Raw genomic sequence first — 25,149 nt, 5'->3', positions numbered from 1 at the left:
CGAGATCGTGAAGACAGCAAGTCAATTTTGCTAAGTCCAAAAAATCCGCATCCTTTGGATCATGTTTCATACAGTATCCTCGTTTCTGATTTATTACATACAACTTTCAATCTATATGTGAGCCTTTTACAGTTGCACATCCAATATTGACACTGTCAATTCTTTTGTGTAAATAAATCTTTCCGATAGATTGATTCTTTAATTATGTTTTAATCGAAGTATGATTCCAACGTGTCTGTCACCTGGCCAAAGCCTCTATGAGTCCTATTGGCATTCCGGTCATTGTAACCGATAGCCTGTACACCTAAGAAGTTGTCTAGGGACTCCTCAGTCGGAAACTCTGCCTTTGGCTTTGTCTTGCGTTTGATCATGTTGTTTATCGATTCGATCATGTTCGTTGAGTAGATCGAGGGACGAATCTGCTTAGGGTACTGGTAAAAGACCAGCAGGTCTTCCTCAATCTTCTGCAGATTCTTGATCATGCTCGAGTACTTTGAGTCGTATTTGTCGTAGAAAGCGTGGAGAACCGTTTCTGCCTCTTTTAAGCTAGATTGCTTATGAACTTGCTTGAAGTCGTCCAGAACCTCTTTACGATCGCTTACACGGACTTTGCCCTTGATATTCCGCATGACATGAACCAGGCAACGTTGGAATTTGGATTTTGGGTAATACTGCTTTAGCATGTTTTTAATGCCTACAAACCCATCTGACAGGAATAGCTCAACTTGCTCAAGGCCGCGCTCCTTGAAGTTGGCAATCATTTCACCCCAAATTTCGATATTCTCCATCGGGGCGATACGATAGTCAATAATCTCCTTATGGCCATCAGGCTTAATCCCAACAGCCACATAGACTGCCTCGCGCTGGTATGTATCCCTACGCAGAGGAATGTAAGTAGCGTCGAGGTACACGCAGAAGAACTTATCGCTCAGCTGACGTTGGTGATAACTTTCGACCTGGCTGGCAACCTGCTTAGAGATGTTGGAGACAGTACCAGCGGAATAATAGCTGCCGTACATTTTCTCGATCAAATCAGAGATCTCACGGGTCGTTACGCCATGCGAATAGAGCTGAATCACGGTGGATTCTAGCGCGTCAGTGTGTTGACCATATGCTGGGAGAGTATGTTGGTGAAATTCACCTTTTCTGTCCCGGGGAACTTGAACTTTGATCGGTCCGAATTGAGTTTTTACTTGTCTAAAGTAACTACCGTTTCTAGAGTTCCCAGAGTTCCAGCCTTCTCGAGCATAGGGATCGTAACCAAGAAAGGCAGTCAATTCGCTTTCTAAGAGTTGATTGAGTCCTTCTTCAAGCTGATTACGCATGAATTCATCGAATTTCTCTTTGTTCAATAGCGCATTGAGGCATTCTTTGTTAAAATCAGTCATAAGGGATTTCCTTTCGTATTGATAGTGTTCAAATCAATTATACGGAAAGGGAGTCCCTTTTCTATAACCAATTAAGATTTAGTTTAAGGAACTGTTCATCCTTACACATAAAATTATACAGTTCCCCAATATTTCGGTGAACTTAATTTACAGTTTCCTCATTCAGTAAATCATCTGTCCACAATTTGAATTTTAGCACGTAATATTCTACTGTGCAAGCTAAAATAAAAATGCCTTGCCAAAAATGACAAGGCCCCCACTTACGTGAGGAAATATTATTGATCCCTATCTAGACACACAGTGTCCTCAGGGTCACCCCCATTTACATGAGGACTAAAGTAAGTATAGCATAGAAAACCAGAGATCAACTTTGACAATAAAACGATAACAGCCCTCTATAGACATAAGTCAAAAATGCAACCATCGTATTAGTTTGTGGTTAACAAATCTAACTTTGGATCTATCATCCAAGGTATCCAACACGCCCAGCCCCTATTGCTAGTTTTTCCGCGAATTTCTTTCCCTGCTCTTTTACTTTGCTTAACTTTACAGTATAATAATAAATGTTCTGGAGAGTTGGCAGAGCGGTAATGCAGCGGACTCGAAATCCGCCGAACCAATGTTGAATTGGTGCGCAGGTTCAAATCCTGTACTCTCCTTAATAGGATAATCAGTATGAAGCCACCGTGAACGTTTTCTTGGTGGCTTTTGTTATTTTGAAGGGCCGAAAAATGAACGTCTTACAAAAATATCTGGATCAAAACAATGTCACAAAGTATCAAGTCTCCAAAATTTCTGGACTTTCGCAAATGACCTTATCTCACGCAACCGCCGACAGCAAACCCTTGTCTGGCCAAACCGTCAAAGTCATCAGCGCAGTCGCTAAAGCCTTGGGCAAAACACCTGGCGCGGTTTTAGATGACTTGATTGAACTCGACCAGCAAGATTAATTAATAAGGCAGTGAGTACACACGCTCACTGCCCTTTTTTAATCTGTACACTTGCCAAGCTTTCGCGAGCTGACTTTTTAAAATAGCTTGTTGATTATTTTCCAGATAAGCTAAATTGGAGAAATGATAGCACAACTCATCGATCCCACTTTTTTCTTTTCACGCTAACGTCTCACCGAACATTAGTCGTCGATATTGACCAATGTCATTAAGTTAAGGGATTGACTTTGGTCGCTAAAAGGAGACGTGATGTAAATCAAAAATAACTGGCATTACAATTCTTTCAGCCGCTCTTCAAGCATCTGCTGAAGTTCTAGCAAGTCATCCTTATCTGCCAAGTCCCTAATGAACTTTCGGGCTTGGGATCTGTACCGATAGATGCGCTGCCTATCTTTATTTTTCTCTTTCCACTTGGCGTTAGCCCTGGCTTGTGCTTCCGATGTCATATTATTTTACCACCCACGTCAAAATGTTAATGATAATTGCCAACACGGAGAATAAAAGGGATACCTTTCTCTTAAAGGCTCTTGGCATTTCATTTACCCCAGCCTTGCTTAGTCGAAACAGAGCCAAAGTACTCCGTCGATTATCCATAAGATTGCACCCACAACGACAGCGATCTTGGTAATCTTTTTATATTTTTCTTCTTTGCTTGTCATAGTAAACCTGCCAATACTTTCTACAAAACATCTAACCATTTTTTAGAGAAAAAATCTTACACAACCCTGTTCCGCTCAAAGATTTCTAGCAACCTGGTTTCCTGCATCCCTCTGCCTTAATTGTTCTTCCAGCTTCCTGCTGACTTTTTCTGCCCGCTTCAAGCGCGCGTAGTAGTACAACCAGCTGATACCAAGGATTGCAAAAATTATTGCTGCAACTACATCAATGTTCATGTACACATCTGCTATGATTACAGTCAGTGCCATCCAAGCAGGTTACTTGAATAGTTCACCCTTAATCATAGCTCCCTCCTTTCGTATTTTTATTTATCTCTTATTATGACTATAACACATCATTTTTTAAACGGTTATCCTTATTTTCATTTTCCCCTGACAAAGAGCACGCTAATCTTAGCAATAATCCTCTACACCCCATTATTTCCTATCGCGATATAATAACTTCTGCGTTATTATATTCTTAGAATGTGGGAGTGGAGGCTGCCTTCGTAATCCTCTGGATTACCCACGATATATATCTGGTCTTTTTACAAAGAAAGCCGCAGAAGTTAAAAAACGTGCCACAGAAACTGTTGAATAACAAATACTGACAAGAAGGAATAAATCAAATGAATGCACTGCAAGAATATCTCGCTCAAAATAACATCACTCGCTACCAAGTAGCTAAACAAACTGGGATTGCTAATACAACCTTAGCCAACGCCGTTAAAGATACTAAACCCTTGTCCGGACAAACCGTCAAAGTCATTAGTGCAGTCGCTAAAGCCCTAGGCAAAACGCCAGGGCAAGTTCTTGATGATCTGATTGAAATAGATAAGGCTAATTCAAAGTAATATCCACAATTCTCATTTACTTTTCTATGTAAAAAGTCGCTTAGAAGGTCTCTAAGCGGCTTTTTTAACTCCTCAACATTTAATAAATATCGAATGAATCATATCAAATATTCCAATTATAGACAGTACTATTAGTCCTATTATTAAGTCCCCATAGCGGTCAAGGAACCATTTCACAAACCAAAGAACTGCCACTAAGAGGACGATAAACAATATCCATCACAACCAGATTTCTCATCTTTATCATCCTGCTCAGTATCCAATGGATCTTCTTTCATCCTAACATCACCACATTCCTTCTACAAACTTAAAGAGGCCGGCCGCGTCCCACAACAAACTTATTTGTTGGAATTCCTCCCCAACGAGGGTTGCTGTACAAAATAGCCTCTATCTTGACAATTTTATCTAACGGCACAGAATCAATAGTATCATTATTGCTTCTCAGCTTTGCCGTAGACTCATCCAAGTCATATCGAAGAACTTCAATCACATCCGGTAACTCTCCATGCAAAGCCGGAGTATTCCAGAAACCGACATACACTTCTCCATCGCTCGTGGTCACCCTCACTTTTTGGCCAAGCGGGGTTCTATTGATTATGAACTCACCTTCATAGTCAATTTCACCAGATAATTTATAAACGATCAATTTCATATGCCCTATCTCCTTCCTACTTTAAATTCCCCTTACTCCTCAAGCATCTTTCTGCGCTCAACAATATATTCTTCCATGAGCTCCAAATCTTCCGCGGTTGCCAGCTTCAAAATAAAGTTTTTCGCCGCTGACCGCTTAGTAATATAGGCCTTCCGCTCCTTGTTTGCCTCATCCCACTTCTTATTTGCTCTCTTTTGCGCTTCGCTTACTCTAGCCATTCCATTACCTCCTAATTATGCGCTTACTTCCTCCAAATTATACCATCTCCCTGCCCACTTCCTCTACCTAAAAAAGCGGATCAAGCCTTACCGCCTGGTCCGCCTTTTGCGTCTGTTCTAATTTTCTTCTTCCGCGATCTGCTTCTTGTATTCGCTGACGCTGACGCCCTTCCAAATGGTAAAAGCCCGCAGGAAGGAATTCAGTTCCTGGTAGCCCAAAAGGTAGGCAATGTCATTAGTCGTCATGTCAGTATTGCGCAGGTAGTGCAGGGCCAGAATTTCCCTGGTTGAATTTAATTGCTTTTGAAAATTCGTTTTCTCCGCGCTCAATTTTCTTTGCAAGGTCCGTTTGGAATAGCCCAATTTTTTCGCCACGTCGTTAATCGTGAACTCCCCGCTTGGCAAAAGTTCCGTCAAAGCGCTTCTCACCTGGGCGCTGACTGAGTCGTCCACCGTCAAAGCCGCCAGACGCTTGTTCATCTCTGGTTCAAAGTAGTCCCACATGGCCTGATTGTAGGAAATAAACGGCAGCTCCAAATCCTGCTTGGCAAAAGTGATCTTGTTTTCTGCCTCTTCCTTAATCGGGCAGGCAAAAAATTCCTTTACCCCCTCATTTTTCGGCAAGGGAATCGACAGCTCTACTTCAACCGGCTTGATCTCTTCCTGGCTGGCCCGCCGCAACATGGCAACCAAGAAGGCAAATTCTGACAAAATCACGAATTCCGGCAACTTGTACTCTTCACTGCTCGTCTTCAGTTCAATCGACAGATTATTTTCGCCTTCCGTCACATTGAAGGTCATCGGCCCGATTAATTTCTTGTATTGTGCTAACCGCTTGATAAAAACCTGCCCGTTTCTGCTGCAATAAGCTGCAAAAATTGGCGGGGAGAAGGATTCAATCTGACTGGCACTGGCAATCTTGACCGGCAAATACGGATCTCTCGCCATATCCCCGACTGCTCCCATAAAGTCGTAGTATTCTGCTTCCGTCATAGCAGGGTGCTTTTTCTTAAACAAAATTTCCGGCAAGTCCGCCTTCTTTAAAGCCGCGGCCACGTCAATCCCGTAATGTTCCAATAAATCCTCATAGCGGCCGTCTAAAATAAAGTGGTTCATTGTTTTTACCTTCCTAGTTCGTTTAATGATACACCTAGTATAGCCGGCCAAGGCAAAAGTTAGAAGAGCAAAAGACGCCATTTTCAAAGCAGAAGATGCCAAAAAGCCAGGACAACCCTGTCCTGGCTTAAAAGCGATTAATCCTAATTTTCTTCGGCCAGCTTGCCTCTGACCTCATCAACCTGCTTTTGGACTGAATCCGGCGTCGGTCCGCCCAAAGAAGTCCGCTTAGCCAGGCAGTTATGCAGGTCAATTGCCTGGTACAAGTCTTCATCAAACAAGTCGCTATAGCCCTTGTAAGTTGCAAGAGGCAAGTCTTCCAGTACCGTGTCCTGGTCAATGCACAAGGCCACCAATTGTCCGGAAATATGGTAGGCATCTCTAAACGGCATCCCCTTCTTGGTCAGATAGTCCGCCAAGTCCGTCGCGTTGATAAAGCCCTTCTGCGCCGCCTGGTGCATGGCCTTCTCATTAGCCTCCAGGGTCTTAATCATCGGAATAAAAGTCTCCAGACACAGCTCAACATTGTCGATGGCGTCAAACAAGGCCTCCTTGTCTTCCTGCATGTCCTTGTTATAGGCCAGGGGCAGTCCCTTCAAGGTCGTCAAAATTGCCATCAAATCCCCGTAGACCCGGCCGGTCTTCCCCCGGGCCAGTTCGGCCATGTCAGGATTTTTCTTCTGCGGCATGATGGAAGAGCCAGTCGTATAAGCATCCGCCAGGCGGACAAAGTGGAATTCCCAAGATGACCACAAGATCAGCTCTTCACTTAAGCGGGACAGGTGCATCATCACCAGCGCCAGGTCGCTTAAGTCTTCAACCACGTGGTCTCGGTCACTTACCCCATCTAAACTATTGGCTACCGGAGCCTTAAAGCCCAAAAGTTCCGCCTCATAAACCCGGTCGATCGGGTAAGTCGTCCCGGCCAAAGCGCAGCTGCCGATTGGCGAATAGTTCATCCGCTCTTCCATCTGCCCCAATCGGTCCAGATCCCGCATAAACATGTAGGCATAAGCCATCAGCTGGTGACCAAAAGTGACCGGCTGGGCCCGCTGCAGGTGGGTGTAGCCAGGCATGAGGCTAGCCTTGTACTTTTCCGCCTGGTCGCAAAGAGCCGCTACCAAGTCTTTTAAGAGCTGCTTGATCTGCCCGTTTTCTTCCCGCATGTACAAGCGGATATCCAAGGCTACCTGATCGTTTCTTGACCGGGCCGTGTGCAGCATCTTCCCGTCCTGGCCAATCCGGTCAGTCAGGGTTTCTTCAATAAACATATGAATGTCTTCAGCGGCCGGGTCAATTTCCAGCTTGCCGCTATTTAAGTCAGCTAAGATGCCCTCCAAGCCGGCAATGATTTTCTCACTTGCTTCTTTAGGAATAATCCCCTGCTTGGCCAGCATCTTGGCATGGGCAATGGAGCCGGCAATATCTTCTGGATACATTCTTTGGTCAAAACGGATCGATGAGTTGAAGTCGTCCGCGATCTGGTCAGTCTTACCGGAAGTTCTGCCGGCCCACATCTTTTTCATATCACAATCACCTAATCTAAAAAACTTGTCCCGTCTTACTTCTTCTTAGCGTCCAGCTTTGCTTGCACCTGGATTGGCAGACCGAAGAGGTTGATAAAGCCTGCAGCTTCCGCCTGGTCGTAGTCGGATTCGTCAAAAGTTGCCAGCTCAGTTGAATAAAGGCTGTTTGGCGAAGTTACCCCGGCCTTGATGATATTGCCCTTGTAGAGCTTCAATTTGACCGTCCCGGTCACGCACTCCTGGGTCTTGTCGACAAAAGCAGCCAGTGCTTCTCTTAATGGAGTGAACCATTGCCCGTCATAAACCAGTTCCCCGTAAGTAATAGCCAGTTCTGACTTCTTGTGCTGAACCTGCTTGTCCAGGGTGATGGTTTCCAGGTATTCATGGGCAAAGTAAAGAATGCTGCCGCCTGGAGTTTCATAGACCCCTCTTGACTTCATCCCAACCAAACGGTTTTCAACCAAGTCCAAAAGGCCAATCCCATTTTCTCCGCCGACCTTGTTCAGCTTCTCCAGCATTTCCATCAAGGGCATTTCCTGCCCGTCTAAGGCAACCGGCACGCCTTTTTCAAAGTCCAGCTGCAGGTAAGTTGGCTTGTCCGGGGCGTCAAGCGGTGACACGCCCATTTCCAAAAAGCCCGGCTTTTCATAAGTTGGCTCAAGACTTGGGTCTTCCAGGTCCAGCCCTTCATGGCTTAAGTGCCAGAGGTTCTTGTCCTTAGAATAGTTGGTTTCCTTGCTGATCCGCAAAGGAACATGGTGAGCGGCGGCGTAGTCGATTTCATCTTCTCTTGAGACCAGGTCCCATTCCCGCCAAGGAGCAATGATCGGCATGTCCGGGGCAAAGTGCTTGATCCCTAATTCAAAACGCACCTGGTCGTTGCCCTTCCCGGTTGCCCCGTGGGCAATCGCGTCGGCCCCTTCCTTAATGGCTACTTCCGCCAAAGCCTTGGCGATCAAAGGACGGGCGTTGGCCGTCCCCAGCAGGTAGCCTTCGTACTTGGCGTCTGCCTTCAGACATGGCAGCAGATAATCGTTGACATACTCTTCTTCCAAGTTGGCCACAACCAATTTAGCTGCCCCGGAGTTCTTGGCCTTTTCTTCCAGCCCTTCCAGTTCATCGCCCTGGCCGACGTTGGCGGAAACCGCGATGATTTCCGGATTGTTGTAGTTTTCCTTCAGCCAGGGAATGATTACGGAAGTGTCCAAGCCGCCGCTGTATGCCAATACGATTTTCTTGATCTTGCTCTTGTCGATGTTCATTAATATTCTCTCCTGTAAAATTCTAACTTGCTTTTAATCTGACTCGTTAATGCGCCTCATTTTTATCACCTTTTCTAGCAAAAAAAGCCGCCCTTTTGCTAATTGCAAAAGGACGACTTGCTCGCGGTACCACCTTTAATTCCCAGCCAAATCCGGCTGAACCCTCTTGATTCTTAACGCGAATCAAACGATGGCCGCTTCTCGGTCATATTCCCGGCTGCGTTCCCCGCGCTGGCTCTGTTTCCTCTCAACTACGAAACTCGCTTGAAGAGTCAGGGGAGCAGGTACTACTTCCTTCGCTTAACTTGTTGAAATTAATTCTAACAGGTCTCTCATATTATGCAAGACCTTTTTACAAACTTTTTTGAATTTTTCTGCAAAAATCTACATGAAACGCTTGCTGTTTTCATGCAAAAGCCCGCCCTTATCGCCTTTGTCCAGAATTGATTATATTTTTGAAATAATTAATCAATTTTTTTGCTGATTCTTTGACTTGAGCTAAATAATGGGGTATTCTGTGCTCATAAAGCGAACTAGCAAAATTAATCAGAAAGACTAATACTATCCATGAATACCGATAAAATCAAAATTTTCCTTGATTTGGCGGAAAGCTTGAATTTCTCGCGGACTGCCCAAAACATGAATATTACCCAGTCGGCTGTTTCCCAGTCAATTTCTTCATTAGAGCGCTATCTTAATGTCAAGCTCTTCTACCGCAGCCGCAAAGAAGTCAATTTAACCCCGGCCGGTGAGCTCTTTTACCAGGGGATGCAGCCGGTCATCACCCAGTTCAACAAGGCCGTCACCCACGCCCGGGAAGTAGCCCAGTCAGTCAATACCATGCTCACCATCGGATTTGCCGGGTCCGGCTATGACCGCTATGTCATTGGCGAGTTGATCCAGGAATACAGGAAGGTTAGGCCTGAGGTCAAGATCTTCCTGGAAAATTATGACCACCGGACTATGGTCGCCCGCTTAAAGCAGGGCTTTTGCGACGTAATCTTGACCAGACCCGAATCAATCGACTCCGGCGTCACCCTTACTTACGACAAGCTGCTGGAAGGCCGCTTTTACGCCGTCTGCAGCAAGAGCTACGGCTATATTGGCAATTCACCTGTTACTTTGAAGGACTTGTCCAAAGAGCGCTTGATCTTCCTTGATAACAGCTGGTGCCTGCCCAAGCAGAATTCCCTGCAGAATGCTTTAAGCCGGGACCTGGCCAGCCTGGACTATGCCGTGGCCAACAACATGGCTGACTACACCCAGATGATTTCCGCTGGCCTGGGCATCGGCATCTGCGCCGACTTTGTCGTTGACCCCAGCGACGACCAGCTGGAGCTTTTCCCTTTGGAAAAAGAAGTTACTGACGAAATCGGCTTGGTCACTTTAAAGGACCGGAAATCACCGGCCGCCGACTTTATCGCCTGGGTCAAAGAGCGAGGGCTGCCGGCCACCCACCCTGTCGCAAAGTAAGGAGCTGGAAAGAAAACAATGAACACAGAACACTTGGCAATTTTTATCAACCTGGCTGAAACCTTGAGCTTCTCCGGGACAGCCATGAACATGGGGGTCTCCCAGTCGGCAGTCTCCCAGACTATTTCTTCGATGGAGCGCTATATCGGGGCCGACCTTTTCTACCGGACCAGAAAGAAGGTCTCCTTGACCCCGGTCGGCAAGGCCTTCTATGAAGACATCCGCCCTGTTCACCACAATTACGTGGAGGCTTTAAGACAGCTGGAAAGCTTAAATGCGCAATTTAAGGACAAGATCACGGTTGGCATCAGCAACTCCCCTTACGAGATCTTTGCCCTGGCCAAAAGCATTGGGGCCTACCAGGCTGCTAACCCAAAGGTCCAGTTTGAAATCGAAAGCCACAATTACCGGGACCTGGTTGGCCTTTTAAACGAAGGCGCCTTGGACATCATTTTCTTAAACCAGGACTCCTTGGGTTCTGGCGCCAAGATCAAGTTCAAGCCGCTTTTGACTGGCAAGTACTGCGCTGTTTTCCAAAAAGACTATGATTTTGCTACTCGCGGGTCGGTCAAGCACAGTGACTTGAACAGCCAAAGAGTCATCTTTTTAAATGACAATATTTGCACCCCTGGCCAGTATTCTTTGCAAAAAATCCTCTGGCAGGAGCTTCCCCACCTCAAGGTAACTTCCGCCAACTCCATCAATGCCGCCATGCTCAGCATCCGGGCGGGTCTAGGCATCGGCATCCTGCCCAACTTCCTTTTGCCTAAGCAGATCAAGGACTTAACAGTCGTTCCTCTTTCCGGCAAAAATGAAATCAGCTACGGCACGGCCATTAAAGAACACACCATGTCCGCCGCCAGCCAGGATTTCTATGACTGGCTGGAAACAGACAAATTGCCGGCTATGCACGAACTGGCTTAAATTAAAAGGCTAGAAGCAGTCTCCGCTTCTAGCCTTTTTGCATGCTATTTTAAATTTTCCTTGGCGGTCAAGGCCAGGTCCCAGGCCAGCCAGTCGCCCGTATTGTCTGAGCCCAGCCACTTGTCCAATCTGCCCAGACTGACCCCGGTCAATTTCACCCAGGCCGCCTTGGTCAAGCCCTTAGCCGCCAGACTGCCGGGCGCTACTTTCTTTAAAAAGGCCAGGTCAGCCGGGTCATAGAGGGCGCTGGCCCGCAGATTATAGGCCCGCTCTTTAACCCCCATGAAGACCAGGCTGTGAGCCAAAGCTGCCAGGGGCAGACCGGTCTGCTCGCTCCATTCTTCCAAGCTGAGACAGTGGTCAAGGGGAGTCGGCGCCAGAGGGAAAAAGTAGTTCTTCTTCCAAATTAAAGCCTGCCTTGGCACTTCCTGGCCCCGGTCAGCAAATTCCTCCTGGAGGAGCTTGATGTCCTCATCATACTGGCGGATCAGCTTGGTCTGGTAGGCCTTCAGCTTGATCAAGGTTGGCATCTCTTTTCTGGGAACTGCCGCGTTTTCGGCCGCCGTGTCGGTCAAGAGGGCCCCAAAAACGATCTGCCAGCGGCTTCTCCGCTTCTCGTCCAAAATCTGCTTTAGTTCATCCCCGCCTAACTGGGCCAAGTCCGTCATTGCCGTCCCTCTTTTCTTAAGCCAGAGCTTCCTTCAGCGGCTTAAAGCGCTTGTCGCCCGTGGAAAAATCTCTGACCAGCCACTGGAAGTCGCCTTCATACTTGCAATACAAGAAGCAGCAAGCCAGGTAATCCCCCTGCTCTTCAGTTGCCCGGTCAAAAACTTCCGTGTCCGCGTAATTTTCCAAGACCAATTGGTCTTCATGCTCGTCCCGGTAATAAGCCCTGCTGGTCGCCGCCGTCTTTCCCAGGCTCTTTAAATCGCCCAAATTGACCAGAGCCAAAACTTGCTCATAGTCCTGGTAGTTTTCCTCCAGAATCCGGCCGGCAATTTCCAAGTCCCCGTCATGGTCCAAGACCAGGCTGGAAACGGTATTGTCTTTTTCTTGTACGGCAATCATGCTTTGCGTGTCGGTCATCTTATTCTTCTTTCTAAAAAATTACTTGAAAAAGCGGTCGAAGAAACCCCGCGGCTTCTTTTCCTCGCTCTTGGCGGCTTCAGCTGCCTCCTTGGCCTGGGCCAGCTCATCCTGCAGCTGCTGAATTTTATCCGCCTGCTCCTTCTTCTCAGCTTCCGCCTGCTGCTGCTTTTCAGCCTGGGCTTCTTTTTCAGCCAAAAGCTGGGCATTTTGCTCGGTGACCTTCATCATCCGGTCCATCATTTCCGCGTTCTTCTTGAGGTATGGAGCGATATTTTCGCCCATTCTCTGCCCCTGGACTTCCGCGGCAGCTCTGGCCTTTTCCATTTCAAAGCGCTCAGCCGCGATCCCGGTCTCCTTCTCATAGCGCTCGACCAGCAAGTGGTTGCCCTGCCAGAGGTCCATGTTGGCCATCTTGACCGTCAGTCCCTGGCTGTCAAAAGTCTTGCAGATCTCAGCTGAAGCCGGCAGGTAGGCGAAGTAGCGGTTGATGTCAGCCCCCTTGTTTGGGAAGACCCGGGCCGGAATCATGCATTCCGGATTGTCCCGGGTAAAGGTGATTTCCCGCAAAGTTGCCTCATCGTGCAAAAGAATGCTCCAGTTCCGCCGGCCGAGGTCTTCAACGATATTGTAGTTCTTCATGTTGAAGTAGTACTTGGTTTCCGTGTTGACCAGGCCGTATTCTTCAACCAACTGCCAGAAGGCATGCTTGACTGGGTAGAGGAAGTCCCGCTTGAGCTGCAAGTAGTCTTCATCGTCCATTTCATCCAGCCAGCGGTCGATCTGCCGGGTCAGGTAAAGAAAGAGGGTGTTGTTCAGCCAGTGACCATGGTTGTCGGTATTGCCGTCCAGATATTCAAAAAAGTGAATGTCCGCGTCCGTCTTCTTGCGGAACTGGTTGCCCTGGCTGATCACGTAACCCCGCCGGCCAACTTCAGTCAAAAGCTCGATGTCCTTGCCCTTGCTGTTCATGCTGAAAATGGCTACCGGTTCCACCGCCAGTTTCTCGCCATGCCGGTTGCTCCGCTTTTTCAAAAAGCTCTGGGCCGCGCTGGAAGAAAAGAGGGACACTTCCGGGTCATCGATGCAGATCGGAGTGATGACCTGGTCTTCATCCATGTAGTGGTCGGTAAAGTTCCAAATATTCTTGTTGATGACCTTAGGGTTGGAGCTGTAGGCGCTGACCCGGTCCTGCTTGCTCAAGCTCTTTCCGGCCAGCAGCTTCTTTCTGACGGCTGCCGTCATCCCGAAGAGCTTGTCTTCTGAACTGGCCTGGACGATTTCCTTGGTGTTGCCGATGGTCAAGTTGGAGGCAATCTTAAGCAGAGTCGACTTGCCAGTTTCCCCCTGCCCGACCAGGCCGGCCACGATTGGGACATCTTCCACGATCCCGTTTCTTTCATCGATCGCCTGGCGGATCTTCCAGATGCTGCCGCTTTCCAGGACATACATCAAGAAGGAGAAGGCGGCCTGGGATTCATTGTCCTGCTTGCGGTCCCGGTAGAAGCGGATAATGTCAAAAATCGCTGACACATCCTGCCGGGTCGGCTTCTGGACGGCCACTGGCTCTTCTTGGTAGGAGTCAATCGCCGGCTTCTCCAAAATCGTCCCAGTTACCGGGTCTTGCAGGTAAAGCGGGCGCGGGTAGTGGGCCTTCTCATCTGGCAAAACAATGGCTTCGCCATTTTCGTTGCCCTCGCCAAAGACAATCTGGCTGAGGCGCTTGCTTAATTCCTCGTCAGCCAGGATCTTTTCGCCAGTCAAATCCTGCTTGTCAATCCCGCTCTTAAAGCGCAGAAGCTTGGCCGTCTTCTTAAAGGACACGCCTGCCTGGCTTTGGGCTAATTGCCCCAGTCGGGTTGCTTCTTTGAAGTCCTTTAAAGGCGCTGTCGCCATTTTGTCTGCCAAGCCGCTGACTTCCAGCAGGTACTGGGACCGCTTGTCTTCTTCTTGGTCCAGATAGCCTTGGTAGATCTCCTTGTTTAAAATATCACTGGCCTTGGCCATCAGCTCTTTGACCAGCTGCTGGACCATGGCCCAGTCATCCCCGGTCTTTTCCCCGCTGCTTAAGGCATAAGTCGCCCCCTGCCCCCAGTAGAAGCGGTACTTGTCTTTCCCAGTCAGCAAGAAAAAGCTGCTCTCTTTCTCTGGTAAAAACTTAACAGCCAACTTGCCGTTAAGCAGTTTTTCCTTTAAGTCCGGACAGTCGCCAGCTAAAAGCGGAAAGAGACGGGACAGTTCGCTTGCCGCGGCGAGTTCGGGAACTTCCTCATCCCCAAAAAGCAGGCAAAGGTCTGCCTGCTCAAATAACCCGGTAACTTCCCGGTCCAGCAGGGTCCAGTCAGGAGCAGCCAGGGCGGCCGTCAAAGTCCCGTATTCCTCTCCTGCTTCCTTGATGTCTTCCAGCAAGCCGTGCTGGATCAGTAACTTTCGCTGAGTATCAATAATCCTTGCCATCTGTCTTATTTCCCATTCATGACTTTTTGCCTGCCATATTGCAGACCTTTAACAAGATTATAGCACTATCCGGCCCGTTTTCGGCAGCGTTTACCCGCTTTGCTGGCAAGAATCTGCGGATTTTTGCCAAAAGAAAGCCGGGCGGGAAAAAATAGTTTATCATGAAAAGAGAAAATAGTTGAAAAGAGGAAAAATAATGACCATCTCCCAATACTTTATCCTGGGCTGGATTGGCTGCGGGATCTTCATTCTCTTTGCCTTGATCTGGCTCTTTGGCCTCATCACCAGCCAGCCGCGCCTGCGCTTTGTCTGCGACTTCTTCATGGTCGGCGCCTTGTTCATCATGCTGATCGGCTTTGGCGCCCGGCACAAGCAAATCGTAATCCAGGAGAAAAGGCAGGCAGCCATCGCCCTTAAGCAAAAGAATTACCAACAAACCGGGGAAAAGTTCCGGCAAAACAGCACTAGTATCGCCAAAAGCATTGATGAAGCTGCCTCCAGCGTAACTACTGCCTGGCAGGATGCCTTAAAGGCAAATCAGCAAAAGAAAAAGGGCAAGAGCGAGAAAACTACTGTCTCCCCGTCTAAAGCCGTCAGCCAGGCCTTTAAGGACGAAAAGAGCAAGCTGGCAGAGAGCAAGAAAAAACTGCTCAAGCAGGCCGACCTTCTGGCCTTGCTCAAGCAGTATCAGTATAAAAATGCCAAAGTCAAATATGCCAGCTACCAAGCTGTCCAAAAGACTGAACTGGCCTACTACAACGCCGTCGTCAGCATCAACGGCTTAACCCTGGCCCAATACAAAAAGCAGGTCAGCCGCGCCAAAGACAAGTATGACCAGGCCGCTAGTGAATTAAGCACGCGTTAAATCATGTCCTTGGCAAAATTCCACGATAAAAGTGGCCATCTTCTGGGCCACCTTCGGCTCTTGGGCCAAGTTTCGGCTGGCCAGGCTGATGGTATACGATGTATCTTCCGTCACTGGAACGGTGACCGCACCAGCCGCCTCATGATACTTGGACTTAGGCAAAAGGGCCACCCCTTCGCCAATGGTTACCAAGTCAACCAAGGTCCGCACGTCATCAGTTACGCTGCTGATTTGGGGATGAATGTCGTTTTTGGCAAAAACATCAGCGATGATCCCAGCCAAAGCATGTTCTTCACCAAAAGCCAGGTAGGGATAGTTCTCAATCTGCTTCAAGCTGACTGACTTCTGCTTGGCCAGTTCATGGCCAGCCGGTAAAAGCAGCTCCAGCCTTCTGTGCATCATTGGCACTAAGTCAAAGCCAGCGATCTTTTCTCCTGGCCGGGTGGTAACAATGGCCAGGTCCAGTTCCCCGCTTTGCAGCATGTCCAAAAGCTTGCCGGTCACGTCCCGCTTCAAGTTGAAATCGACCCGGTATTCCGGATTGACCTGCCGGTATTCCTTGATCACATCTGTAATGAACTGGTGGGCAACGATTTCGGCGACCCCGATTGACAGCTTTCCGCTTTCGCCCAAAGCCATCTCGGCTAATTGCCGCCGGCCTTCCTTGATCTGCTGGACTCCGGCTTCACTGTACTCTTTGAAGACCTTGCCGTAGACGGTCAAGCGGATGTTGCGGCCTTCTCTTTCAAAAAGAGGGACGCCCAGTTCCTCTTCCAGTTTCTTGACCGCGTAGCTCAAGGTTGGCTGGGAGATCCCTAATTTTTCCGCCGCCTGGGCCATATACTGGGTCTCAGCCAGCTCGTTGAAGTATTCCAAGTGTTGAAAGTTCATGTCTTTTTCCTCATCAATAAGTCTCAGCTCCTATTTTTGCTAAAATTTTAGTTTTTAGCAAGTTTTTAGCATTTTTTAAATGGATTTTTAGCAATTTTTGAACTTTTTCGCAAAAATTTCCTGCTAAAAACCTTCAACATAAGTTCGGAAACATATGATTTATAATTCCTATACCGCTTTCATTCCTCTTTCTTGAACGGAAAAGTCGCATTTAGCCAAAAAATCAGCGGTAATTATTTGAATTTCGCCGAATATTATGTCAAAATTGAGTAAGCATGATTGGCGTTGACTAATAGGAAAAAGGCGCTATAATAATCGTATTGTAAAATTAATTTTGTAAATTCATTCACTTAAAAGAGAGCATTAAGATGAAACAAGACGTACTTTACCAAATCTTGACAACTGCTGAAGACTGCCAGACGGTCAGCGATATCGCTAAGAAGCTTTTCCTTAGCCAGCCATACGTGAGCCAGGTTCTGAGCAAGGCAGAAAAGAAATACAATGTCGTTCTGCTGGAAAGAAGAACCCTGCCAATCGAACTGACCGAAGCCGGCCGGACCCTTTGCGACGGCTTGGCCAAGCTGCACAGCGACCAGATGAAGATCGAACAGGACCTGCGCCGCTTCACTGAAGAAGAACAGTCCTACATCAAGATCGGTTTCTCCCCAATCTGGGCCCCAGGCGAAAGCGGGAAGATTATCCCTGTTTTGCAGAAGCAATTTGAAACCACCCGCTTTGAACTGATCAAGACCTTCTCCATCAACTCAGCCAAGCGCTTGATCGACAACCGGATGGTTGACATATACTTAGGTCCGCTTCTGCGGGGGGAAAACCTGAAGAACTTCTTCCTCTTCCAGCCGAGGATCTTCCTGATCATCCCTGAAACCAGCAAGCTTTACCAAGAAGGCAAGCGGGATGTTCCGTTCAGCCAGCAGCTTTTGATGGACCTCAGTGAAGAAAAGATGGTTTCCTTGAGCGATGACTCCGGCTTCCAAAAGACGGTTGACCACTTGCTTGAAGACCAGAACCTATCTGTCAACAAGAGCATCAAGGTCAACGACTACGAAGTCGCCCTGCAGATGGCAGTCGGCGGTTTGGGCTGGACGGCAACTTTGGAATACATGCTGCCGGACCTGGACCCAGACCTCAAGTACAACCAGGTTGAACTGCCACGCACTTTGATCCAGTCTGACAACGGTTTGACCATCCACATGGATTCCAACGACCGGGCCAAGGAAGTTGCCCAGGTCATGACCAAGCTGATGAAGGAAGACCTGGTTAAGCGGAAGCTGATCAAGGAATAAGAGCAGAATTTTGGAAATAAACAGAAAAAAAGACGAGCCAGCCGGCTCGCCTTTTTTATTGTTATTCAACTATTTCTAACTATGCTTCTTTTTTCATTTCTCTTTTCTTATTATTCCTAGTCCTTAATTCCTGCAGCCATTCACTGTGACTGACCGCGGCATAGACTAAAATTGCTAGAGCCGTCAAAGCCGAAATTAAAAGCCCGCTTCTCAATCCCGGTGTCCGGTAGACCAAGCGGACCCGATGCTTGCCAGCCGGCATCTCAAAGCCGACAAAGGCTGTATTGGTCTTGAGGACCTTGACAGCCTTGCCGTCTACCGTGGCTGTCCAGCCGCTTGAATACGGGATGGTCGAGGTAACGATACCAGCTTTCTTGCTGGTGAAGAGCCCAGTCAGCTGGTTCTGCGCGAGTTTCAGCTGCTTGACCCCCTGCTTTTGAATCTGGTGCACTTCTTTTGTGTATTCTTGATTCAAAGGAATTGCCACAACTTTGATCTTAAAGCGATAGGTCCCCAGTTTTGAAGGCTGGAAAGTCAGGCTGCTTGGCAGGGTCTGATAAGTCCCCATGTTCATGACCGCGCTGTCGACCAGGCGGTAAAAAGAAGTCATGTCCTGGCTTCTCTGTACGATGGTCTCACTGGTCTTCTTCCCCGTCACCGTCAGCTTGTAGCTGGGATCTGGCGACCCGGCCAAAAGGTGGTAGCGCCAGTACTTGTAGCGGGTCGCCCGCTCGTTAAAGGTCTGACCAGTCAAGTCTGCCTCCTGCTTAGCCTTCTTCAGCTCCAAATCCAGCTGCTGGCTTAAAGTAAAGGGCTGGTAGGAAATCTGGCTGATTTCGACATGGAGCTCGCTTTTGCCCAGTTTCGCCTTTTCTTTATCTGACAGATGCAGCTTCAGCTTGTAGCTGACATCAGAGTCCGTATAAGTCAGTTTATTCTTGCTCAGCTTCTTGCCATTGGCAGCAAGCAGGCTGGCCTTGATAGTCTTGACCCCGATCAATTTAGCTGCTTTGAGGCCGGAGTCCTTGACCACCACTCCGCTGGCCAGAGCCCGCTCTTTTTGGCTCGCTGAGAGCTTTTGGTAGTGGCTGGGGCTAATTGCCTTATTGCTCAGCCAAAGCAGCGGAAAGGCCTCTGTCGTCTTATACAGCTGGGCCTGGTAGACAGTCTCTTGATTTTGGTCCTTTTTCTCCTCACCAGAGGCAATCAAGTCATAGGTCCCAGGCACCTTATTGCCATTTACTGAGTATTTTTGGTTAAAAATATAGCGGACGCCCAGGAAATTGTTCAAAATCGTCCGGTCATCCAGCTGGTGGAAGGGAATATTGTTGTCATACTGCAGGTTGCCCAAGTCAGTTGAAAACTGGCCCAGGTACTGGTTCTGGATTGAATAGTAAGATGACACGTTGGCCAGGCCGCTGGTCAAGTCGTTAAAGAGCTTTTTCTGGCTGACAAACTGGTTGTTTGAGACAGTGTTGACCCGGTAAAAGCCGGTCGGCAAAAGGTGATTCATGCCGCCGTAGCGGTTTTCAGCGATCTGCTCATACTCGCCCCTGGCCAGCATATTGCCCGCGAAGTTCCCGTTATAAGGCAAGGCCGCGTACAGGGCATTAAAGGCTAAATTAGCCGCTACAATAAGCAATAACGACCGCTTTAATGCCCGTCCTTCGTTGACCAGATAAACCGCTCCTAAACTAAGCAAGAGGAAAATAACTGGCAAGAAGAGCTTGTAGTCATTTTCCAAAAAGGACATGGCGACCAGGTAAGCCAGGTAGATCCCGCTGACGATGAAAATCAGCCGCATTTCCTTTTGGCTGACTGCCTGCTCGCTGACGGCCTTGACAAAGGCCATTACGCTGAAGGCAAAAGGCAGGTACAAAAGCAGGGTCCAGCGGTTTGAAGCTGACATCCCCCCGTTAAAGACTGCCCCAACTGCCGGGATCAAGAGCATGACCGCCCCTAAGACAAGTGAAGCAGCAACCGTCTTATACTTGCGCCAATTAGCGAAAAGATAAACCAGAGCCGGCAAAATGATGCTGGCCAGGCCCAGGGCTGACCAGAACATCAACTTCCAGTTGTCCCCGTCAATCAGTTCCTTGGGCAAAAGCAAGTAATAGTAAGCCGGATAAAAGGTCAAGCCGTTGGCAAACTGCGACCCGGTCCGGGTGGAGTTGATTACGCCCAAAAGTTCTGGCAAAAGCAGGCCCGCTGACAAAAGAACTGCTCCTGAACTGGCAAAAAAGAGCTTCTTAATCGTTGGCCAAAAAGGAATCTTTTTCCAATAAGCCAGGCCCCAGCGCAAAAGCAGATAGATGATTGCCCCCAGGCCCAGAACAAAGGCCAGGTAATAGTTGCTGACCAGCATCCAGACAAAGACACCGAATAAAGGCCAGGCGCTTCCTCCCTGCAAGAGCCGCTCCAGCTGGACCACGATCAAGGGAAAAAGAATAAAGGTCGTGGTAAACATTGGCTGGGCCAAGGCCGCGTAAAGCAGGTAGGCATTGACCATGTAGACCCCGCTGCCAATCAGGATTACGCCGTCTTTAAAGTCAAAATGGCGGGCAAAATAAACAAAGGCCAAGCCTACGCAGTAAAGGCGCAAAAGCAGGATCAGCTGATAGGCAAAGACCAGGTGGCTGGTCGGAAACAAGAGGGCCAGGTAGGCAAAGATGTCCCCGATCGTATAGTAAGAAAAGACCGAGAACAGGTCACTGCCCAGGCCCATGGTCCAGGACCACTCGGCCGGTCCCTGGCTTAAATGGCGCAGGAAGTTGAGCACGTATTCCCGGTACTTGACCAGCAAGGGCAGGTGCTGGTTAGCGGCGTCGGTATTCCAGATCAAACTGTGGCCCGTGAGCAAGTAAGGGCCAAAAACACAGGCCGCCAAGAAAAGAAAGAAGACTGAGTACTTCCAGTAGACAGTCCGGTCACGCTTTTTGTTAAAGCTGAATTGCAAATGTCATACCTCCAAAATGTTCAATGGTCTGTCTTTCTATTTTACCGCTTTTCTCTCCTTCCCGCTAAAAGGCTAGAAAATATTAAAAAAGAAAAATGACCAGCAATCCCTGGTCATTATCCAAAATTCTAATTTCTCAGCTGCTCGTAAAGTTCCTGCATCTCCTGGTCATCTGGCACAAGCTTCAAGTATTTTTCCAGAAGCTGCCGGACCAAATCGCCTTGGGCGCTCTCCTGGGCAAAGGAAATCATCCCCCGCAAAAAGTCAGGACTGCCTTGCAGGCTCTGGTAGGCCAAAAGGTATTCCTGCAGAGCCTGGTCATATTTTTCCATTTCCTGGTAGGACCGGGCCATGTTCCAGTGGGCCTGGGGCTCCAGGTCGCTGTCAGCCAAGGAGGTAAACAAGGCCAGGGAGTCTTCTGCCCGCCCCTGGGCCAGGTAGAGGTCGCTTAGGAGCAGCCGGAGGCTGGAGTTATCCGGGTTGACCGAAAGGCCCCGCTTCAAGAGGTCTTCAGCATCCTCTGTCTTGCCTAATTTAGCGGCTGCCTGGGCCCCGATCTGGTAAAGCTCTTCATCCAGCTCATTGTAGCCCAGGCCCGTCTGAGCGGCAAAGAGGGCTTCTTCCGGGTTATCTTCTTCCTGGTAGGCCTTGGCCAGGAAAGGATAAGCGTTGACGTAGTCAGGACTTTGTTTGATGACGTCGTCAAGGAAGGCAACCGCCTTGTCAAATTGGCCGGCTTCTTCCATGATCACCCCTGCCTGGTACTTGGCGTCGATATCCAGGAGGTCTTCCTTATGGTCATTGATAAAAGCTGCCGCTTCTTCATACCGGCCCAATTTGGCCAGGGTCTGGAAGACCCGCTGGTTGAGGTTGACTTCCCCAAACATGGTTTGTCTTTGCCGCAAGTCCTGGTAAAGAGGCAGGGCCTGGTCGTTTAAGTCGCTCATGTAGTCCAGTTCCGCCAAGCCAAAAGTAATGGCGTCTTCATCCGGAGCCAGCTTTCTTGCCTGCTCCATCTTGGCCCGGGCCGTTTCGATCAAGCCCTCGCTTTGGTAGTAGTCAGCCTGGACCAGGAGGCTTTCCAGATAGGCATCTGAATCAGCCGGTACATTGTAAAGCAGGGTCAAGCCGTCGTCCTCCGCCCCGTCATTGAGGAGGATTTCCGCCAGGTAGACCTTGAAGAGGTCTTCATCTGGAAATTCCGCGATCAAGCTGCGGTAGACTTCCTTGGCCAGATCGGTAAAGCCCAGGTCAGTCAAATTTTCCGCCAGAGACGCCAGAATCTCCGGATCATCGTTTTCCAGGGCCTGCTTTAGAAGGGCACGGCTCTCGCTGAAGCGGTGGCCTTGAATCGCGTCCAACAATTGTTCAGAATATGTCATCTTTGTCCTCACTTTCTGCTTACTATTGTACCGTAACTAGTCAGCTAAAAAAGTTTTTTGCCCAAACAAAAAACGCCAGGAAAACCCGGCGTTTCTTTATTTTAAAGCGCGTCAATTACTTAACAGCGTCCTTAAGAGCCTTACCTGGCTTAAATGCAGGAACCTTGCTTGCTGGAATTTCGATTTCAGCACCGGTTTGTGGGTTGCGGCCCTTGCGAGCTGCACGGTCACGAACTTCGAAAGTGCCGAAGCCGATCAGTTGCACCTTTTCGCCCTTAGCCAAGTCTTCTTGGATAGCTTCGAAAACTGCGTCAACAGCTTCTGAAACGTCCTTCTTAGTCAACTTAGTCTTAGCAGCTACTTCTGAAACTAATTCTGCCTTATTTGCCATGTGGAATTCACCTCCTATAAATTAGACTCGCGTCTAATCACTTCATTTCTCTTGCAGAAATGAGGGACACTGAGCGCTTGCTGCATTCAATTAATTCCCTGTTCTCTAAAATATCACAAGAACGTTGTCCCTACAAGGCTTTTAGCCTGCGGCTTAGCACTTTTTCAAGAGAATGTCACAAATTGAAAAAGAAAAGCCCGCTACTATTTACGCTTGCGCGGCAGGATCTTGATCGGAGTCCCGGTGAAGTCGAAATTCTCCCGCAGCTGGTTGATCAAGAAGCGCTGGTAGGAGAAGTGCATCAGTTCCGGATCGTTGCAGAAAACGACGAAGGTCGGCGGATTGGTCTTGACCTGGGTCATGTAGTAGACCCGGAGCCGCTTGCCCTTGACCATTGGGGCAGGCACCAAACGGCTGGCTTCCAGCAGCAGGTCGTTTAAGACGCTGGACTGGATCCGCTGGTTCTTGTTCTCGTAGACTTCCTTAACCATCTTCGGCAATTGGTCGATGTTCTTGCCGGTCTTGGCTGAGACAAAGACAATTGGGGCATAGTCCAGGTAAGAGAATTCTTCCCTGATCACCGCTTCAAAGTCCTTGCCTGATGAAGAGTCCTTCTTTGGCAGGTCCCACTTGTTAACGGCGATAATCATCCCCAGGCCCGCTTCATGGGCATAGCCGGCCACGTGCTTGTCCTGCTCTCTGATACCGGTGCTTGCGTCCAAAACCAGGATAGCCACATCTGAACGCTCCATGGCACTCATGGCCCGCATGACAGAGTACTTTTCGGTCTTTTCATAGACTTTGCCCCGCCGTCTGATCCCAGCCGTGTCAACGACCCGGAACTTGGTCCCGTCCTTGACGAATGGCGTGTCGATGGCGTCACGGGTAGTCCCTTCTTCGTTGGCCACAATCACCCGTTCCTCGCCCAAGAGGCGGTTGACGATGGATGACTTGCCCACGTTTGGCCGGCCGATCACGCTGAAGGAGATAACCCCTTCTTCTGTCTTTTCGGCATCAGCTGGGAAGTTCTTGACTACTTCGTCTAAAAGGTCACCGATCCCGGTGCCGTGCGCTCCGGAAACAGGAATCGGGTCACCTAAACCCAGACTGTAGAAGTCATAGATATCAGTCCGCTGCTCAGGGTTGTCGGCCTTGTTGACAGCCAAAAGAACTGGCTTGTCGGCCCGGTAGAGCAGGTGGGCAATCCGCTCGTCCAGGCTGGTCACGCCCTGGCTGGCGTCAGCCAGCATGACGATAACGTCAGCCTCTTCAATGGCAATTTCTGCCTGGGCCCGGATTTCTTCGTCAATCGTGCTGTCTTCCCAAGTAATGCCCCCGGTATCGATAATGCTGAACTGGTGGCCCATCCAGCTGGCCCGGGCATAGTTCCGGTCCCGGGTCACGCCTGGCCGGTCTTCCACGATCGCCACCCGCTCATTGATGATCCGGTTGAACAGGGTTGACTTGCCTACGTTTGGTTGCCCTACGATGGCAACAATTGGTAATGGCATCTTTTCACCTCTTTTGCTTTCTATTGATTCTTGTCAAACAAAAAGACCGACCAGCGGTCGGTCTTTTTAGTGCTGATTAACGGTTCTTAAGTTGGTCACCGATCATGTCACCAAGTGAGAAGCCGTTGTCGTCGTTGTTCATGTACTTGCGAGCAACTGCATCGTTGTTTGATGAACGACGTGCGCGAGGTCTGTCGTTTGATGAAGAAGCGTTCTCTGGATCAGCTTGCTTAATTGACAGGGAGATTCTTCTTTCACTTGGGTCAATGTTAAGAACCTTAACCTTGACCTTTTGACCTACAGTCAAGACATCGCTTGGCTTGTCAACGTGCTTGTTGGAAATTTCTGAAACGTGTACCAAGCCTTGGATGCCGTCAGCAACTTCAACAAAGGCACCGAAGTTGGTCAAAGACTTAACTTCGCCTTCGATTACATCACCTTCGTTCAAGCTTGAAGTTGCTTGTTCGAATGGAGATGGTTCAGTTTGCTTGATTGACAGGGAGATACGGTGACGGTCATTGTCGATGCCAATAACCTTAACCTTAACATCTTGGCCAACCTTCAAGACGTCGCTTGGCTTGTCAACGTGCTTGTATGAAATTTCGGAGATGTGTACCAAACCGTCAACGCCGCCGATATCAACGAATGCACCAAAGTTGGTCAAACGTGATACCCGGCCTTCAACTACGTCGCCGACAACCAGTTGTGAAGCAACGTTTTCAAAGGCTTGTTCGCGTTCTTCTTCGATCAATTCCTTGTGGGAAAGGATCAGACGGTTCTTAGCCGGGTCGATTTCAGTAATCTTGACCTTGATGGTCTTGCCGATGTATGGCTTAAGGTCTGAAACGAAACGGTTTGAGATCAAGCTTGCTGGCAAGAAGCCGCGGGTGCCGACATCAACGAGCAAACCACCGCGAACTGATGAAGTAACCTTACCTTCGATAGTCTTGCCTTCTTCGAAGTCCTTTTGCAGCTTGTCGTAAGCTTCGCGTTCCTTAACGCGGGTTACTGAGAAGAAAAATTCACCGTTTTCCTTGTCACCGCCTGCACGACGAACTACGTAAGCCTTGAAGGTATCACCTGGCTTAACTTCGTCACGCAAGTTGACACTACGGTCGTTGGTGAAATCACGGCGAGTGATTACACCTTCAACGCCGGCGCCTTGAACACCAACGTTAATTTGGCCATCTTCAACGCTCAAAACGTTAACGTCAACGATGTCGCCCACCTTAACTTCTTGCATTTGAGCAAGAGCATCTAAAAATTGATTGTTTTCTGACATAAATA

Annotated in this window: 23 protein-coding genes and 1 tRNA gene; 7 read left to right on the top strand and 17 right to left on the bottom strand. The window is 48.7% G+C overall.

The annotated features are described in order from the left end of the window. Positions 1-209 precede the first annotated feature (209 nt). Positions 210-1,388 (bottom strand): IS256 family transposase, encoded by a 1,179-nt coding sequence (locus ACYVUT_RS04320; RefSeq protein ID WP_484500213.1) that lies wholly within the window; start codon positions 1,386-1,388, stop codon positions 210-212. Positions 1,389-1,958: 570 nt separating this feature from the next. On the opposite strand from ACYVUT_RS04320, the gene ACYVUT_RS04315 reads away from it, so the two are divergent. Further along, positions 1,959-2,047 (top strand) — tRNA-Ser (locus tag ACYVUT_RS04315). A 72-nt stretch (positions 2,048-2,119) separates the two neighbouring features. After that, entirely contained in the window at positions 2,120-2,338 is a 219-nt protein-coding gene (locus tag ACYVUT_RS04310; RefSeq protein WP_484501501.1) for a hypothetical protein, read from the top strand. Between the two features lie 272 nt (positions 2,339-2,610). Here the strand turns inward: ACYVUT_RS04310 and ACYVUT_RS04305 are convergent, their stop codons facing one another. Further along, entirely contained in the window at positions 2,611-2,784 is a 174-nt protein-coding gene (locus tag ACYVUT_RS04305) for a hypothetical protein (RefSeq protein ID WP_484499206.1), read from the bottom strand. Between the two features lie 288 nt (positions 2,785-3,072). Then, positions 3,073-3,231 carry a hypothetical protein gene (locus ACYVUT_RS04300; RefSeq protein ID WP_484499207.1) on the bottom strand — a complete coding sequence of 53 codons (159 nt, stop codon included), beginning with the start codon at positions 3,229-3,231 and terminating at the stop codon, positions 3,073-3,075. 392 nt (positions 3,232-3,623) lie between these two features. Between ACYVUT_RS04300 and ACYVUT_RS04295 the strand changes: the two genes are divergently transcribed. Next, positions 3,624-3,848 carry a helix-turn-helix domain-containing protein gene (locus ACYVUT_RS04295; RefSeq protein ID WP_484500057.1) on the top strand — a complete coding sequence of 75 codons (225 nt, stop codon included), beginning with the start codon at positions 3,624-3,626 and terminating at the stop codon, positions 3,846-3,848. Between the two features lie 307 nt (positions 3,849-4,155). Here ACYVUT_RS04295 and ACYVUT_RS04290 read toward each other — a convergent pair whose 3' ends face one another. The 5 genes from ACYVUT_RS04290 to ACYVUT_RS04270 all read right to left on the bottom strand — a co-directional run bounded on the left by ACYVUT_RS04290 (position 4,156) and on the right by ACYVUT_RS04270 (position 8,622). Beyond that, a complete protein-coding gene (locus ACYVUT_RS04290) occupies positions 4,156-4,500 on the bottom strand; it encodes a hypothetical protein (protein WP_484500056.1) in 345 nt (114 codons plus the stop codon). A gap of 32 nt (positions 4,501-4,532) precedes the next feature. Further along, positions 4,533-4,718 carry a hypothetical protein gene (locus tag ACYVUT_RS04285; protein ID WP_484499210.1) on the bottom strand — a complete coding sequence of 62 codons (186 nt, stop codon included), beginning with the start codon at positions 4,716-4,718 and terminating at the stop codon, positions 4,533-4,535. 117 nt (positions 4,719-4,835) lie between these two features. Beyond that, complete coding sequence (locus ACYVUT_RS04280; protein ID WP_484501500.1) at positions 4,836-5,834, bottom strand: AraC family transcriptional regulator; 999 nt, start codon at positions 5,832-5,834, stop codon at positions 4,836-4,838. 143 nt (positions 5,835-5,977) lie between these two features. Next, complete coding sequence (gene argH, locus ACYVUT_RS04275) at positions 5,978-7,360, bottom strand: argininosuccinate lyase (protein ID WP_484501499.1); 1,383 nt, start codon at positions 7,358-7,360, stop codon at positions 5,978-5,980. Positions 7,361-7,395: 35 nt separating this feature from the next. Further along, positions 7,396-8,622 carry an argininosuccinate synthase gene (locus tag ACYVUT_RS04270; protein ID WP_439774916.1) on the bottom strand — a complete coding sequence of 409 codons (1,227 nt, stop codon included), beginning with the start codon at positions 8,620-8,622 and terminating at the stop codon, positions 7,396-7,398. A 567-nt stretch (positions 8,623-9,189) separates the two neighbouring features. Between ACYVUT_RS04270 and ACYVUT_RS04265 the strand changes: the two genes are divergently transcribed. Further along, positions 9,190-10,095, top strand: a complete 906-nt coding sequence (locus tag ACYVUT_RS04265; protein ID WP_484501498.1) for a LysR family transcriptional regulator — start codon at positions 9,190-9,192, stop codon at positions 10,093-10,095. Between the two features lie 18 nt (positions 10,096-10,113). Continuing rightward, positions 10,114-11,019 carry a LysR family transcriptional regulator gene (locus ACYVUT_RS04260; RefSeq protein WP_484500050.1) on the top strand — a complete coding sequence of 302 codons (906 nt, stop codon included), beginning with the start codon at positions 10,114-10,116 and terminating at the stop codon, positions 11,017-11,019. Positions 11,020-11,063: 44 nt separating this feature from the next. On the opposite strand, the gene ACYVUT_RS04255 is transcribed toward ACYVUT_RS04260, so the two are convergent. Genes ACYVUT_RS04255 through ACYVUT_RS04245 form a run of 3 tightly spaced genes read right to left on the bottom strand, consistent with a single transcriptional unit; the run spans position 11,064 to position 14,562 of the window. Beyond that, complete coding sequence (locus tag ACYVUT_RS04255) at positions 11,064-11,687, bottom strand: hypothetical protein (RefSeq protein WP_484500048.1); 624 nt, start codon at positions 11,685-11,687, stop codon at positions 11,064-11,066. 16 nt (positions 11,688-11,703) lie between these two features. Then, complete coding sequence (locus ACYVUT_RS04250) at positions 11,704-12,105, bottom strand: hypothetical protein (protein WP_439775681.1); 402 nt, start codon at positions 12,103-12,105, stop codon at positions 11,704-11,706. Between the two features lie 21 nt (positions 12,106-12,126). Next, positions 12,127-14,562, bottom strand: a complete 2,436-nt coding sequence (locus tag ACYVUT_RS04245; RefSeq protein WP_484500047.1) for a hypothetical protein — start codon at positions 14,560-14,562, stop codon at positions 12,127-12,129. 196 nt (positions 14,563-14,758) lie between these two features. Here ACYVUT_RS04245 and ACYVUT_RS04240 point away from each other — a divergent pair, with 196 nt between their 5' ends. After that, entirely contained in the window at positions 14,759-15,427 is a 669-nt protein-coding gene (locus ACYVUT_RS04240) for a hypothetical protein (RefSeq protein WP_484500046.1), read from the top strand. Here ACYVUT_RS04240 and ACYVUT_RS04235 read toward each other — a convergent pair. Next, complete coding sequence (locus ACYVUT_RS04235; protein ID WP_484500045.1) at positions 15,413-16,318, bottom strand: LysR family transcriptional regulator; 906 nt, start codon at positions 16,316-16,318, stop codon at positions 15,413-15,415. The genes ACYVUT_RS04240 and ACYVUT_RS04235 overlap by 15 nt on opposite strands. Positions 16,319-16,686: 368 nt before the next feature. Here ACYVUT_RS04235 and ACYVUT_RS04230 point away from each other — a divergent pair, with 368 nt between their 5' ends. Beyond that, complete coding sequence (locus ACYVUT_RS04230) at positions 16,687-17,622, top strand: LysR substrate-binding domain-containing protein (RefSeq protein ID WP_484500044.1); 936 nt, start codon at positions 16,687-16,689, stop codon at positions 17,620-17,622. A gap of 79 nt (positions 17,623-17,701) precedes the next feature. Here the strand turns inward: ACYVUT_RS04230 and ACYVUT_RS04225 are convergent, their stop codons facing one another. From ACYVUT_RS04225 to rpsA, 5 genes are all read right to left on the bottom strand, one after another. Beyond that, on the bottom strand, positions 17,702-20,578 hold the full coding sequence (locus tag ACYVUT_RS04225) for a YfhO family protein (protein ID WP_484500043.1): 2,877 nt from the start codon (positions 20,576-20,578) through the stop codon (positions 17,702-17,704). 128 nt (positions 20,579-20,706) lie between these two features. Beyond that, positions 20,707-21,960 (bottom strand): tetratricopeptide repeat protein, encoded by a 1,254-nt coding sequence (locus ACYVUT_RS04220; protein ID WP_484500042.1) that lies wholly within the window; start codon positions 21,958-21,960, stop codon positions 20,707-20,709. Between the two features lie 115 nt (positions 21,961-22,075). Further along, positions 22,076-22,351 (bottom strand): HU family DNA-binding protein, encoded by a 276-nt coding sequence (locus ACYVUT_RS04215; RefSeq protein WP_002877566.1) that lies wholly within the window; start codon positions 22,349-22,351, stop codon positions 22,076-22,078. Between the two features lie 203 nt (positions 22,352-22,554). Next, positions 22,555-23,862, bottom strand: a complete 1,308-nt coding sequence (der, locus tag ACYVUT_RS04210; protein ID WP_439776032.1) for a ribosome biogenesis GTPase Der — start codon at positions 23,860-23,862, stop codon at positions 22,555-22,557. 76 nt (positions 23,863-23,938) lie between these two features. After that, positions 23,939-25,144 carry a 30S ribosomal protein S1 gene (rpsA, locus tag ACYVUT_RS04205; protein ID WP_439776033.1) on the bottom strand — a complete coding sequence of 402 codons (1,206 nt, stop codon included), beginning with the start codon at positions 25,142-25,144 and terminating at the stop codon, positions 23,939-23,941. Between the last annotated feature and the right edge of the window lie 5 nt (positions 25,145-25,149).

It is taken from the genome of Lactobacillus sp. WILCCON 0059 (assembly GCF_057197985.1).
This window is presented reverse-complemented; position numbering and strand designations above follow the sequence as displayed.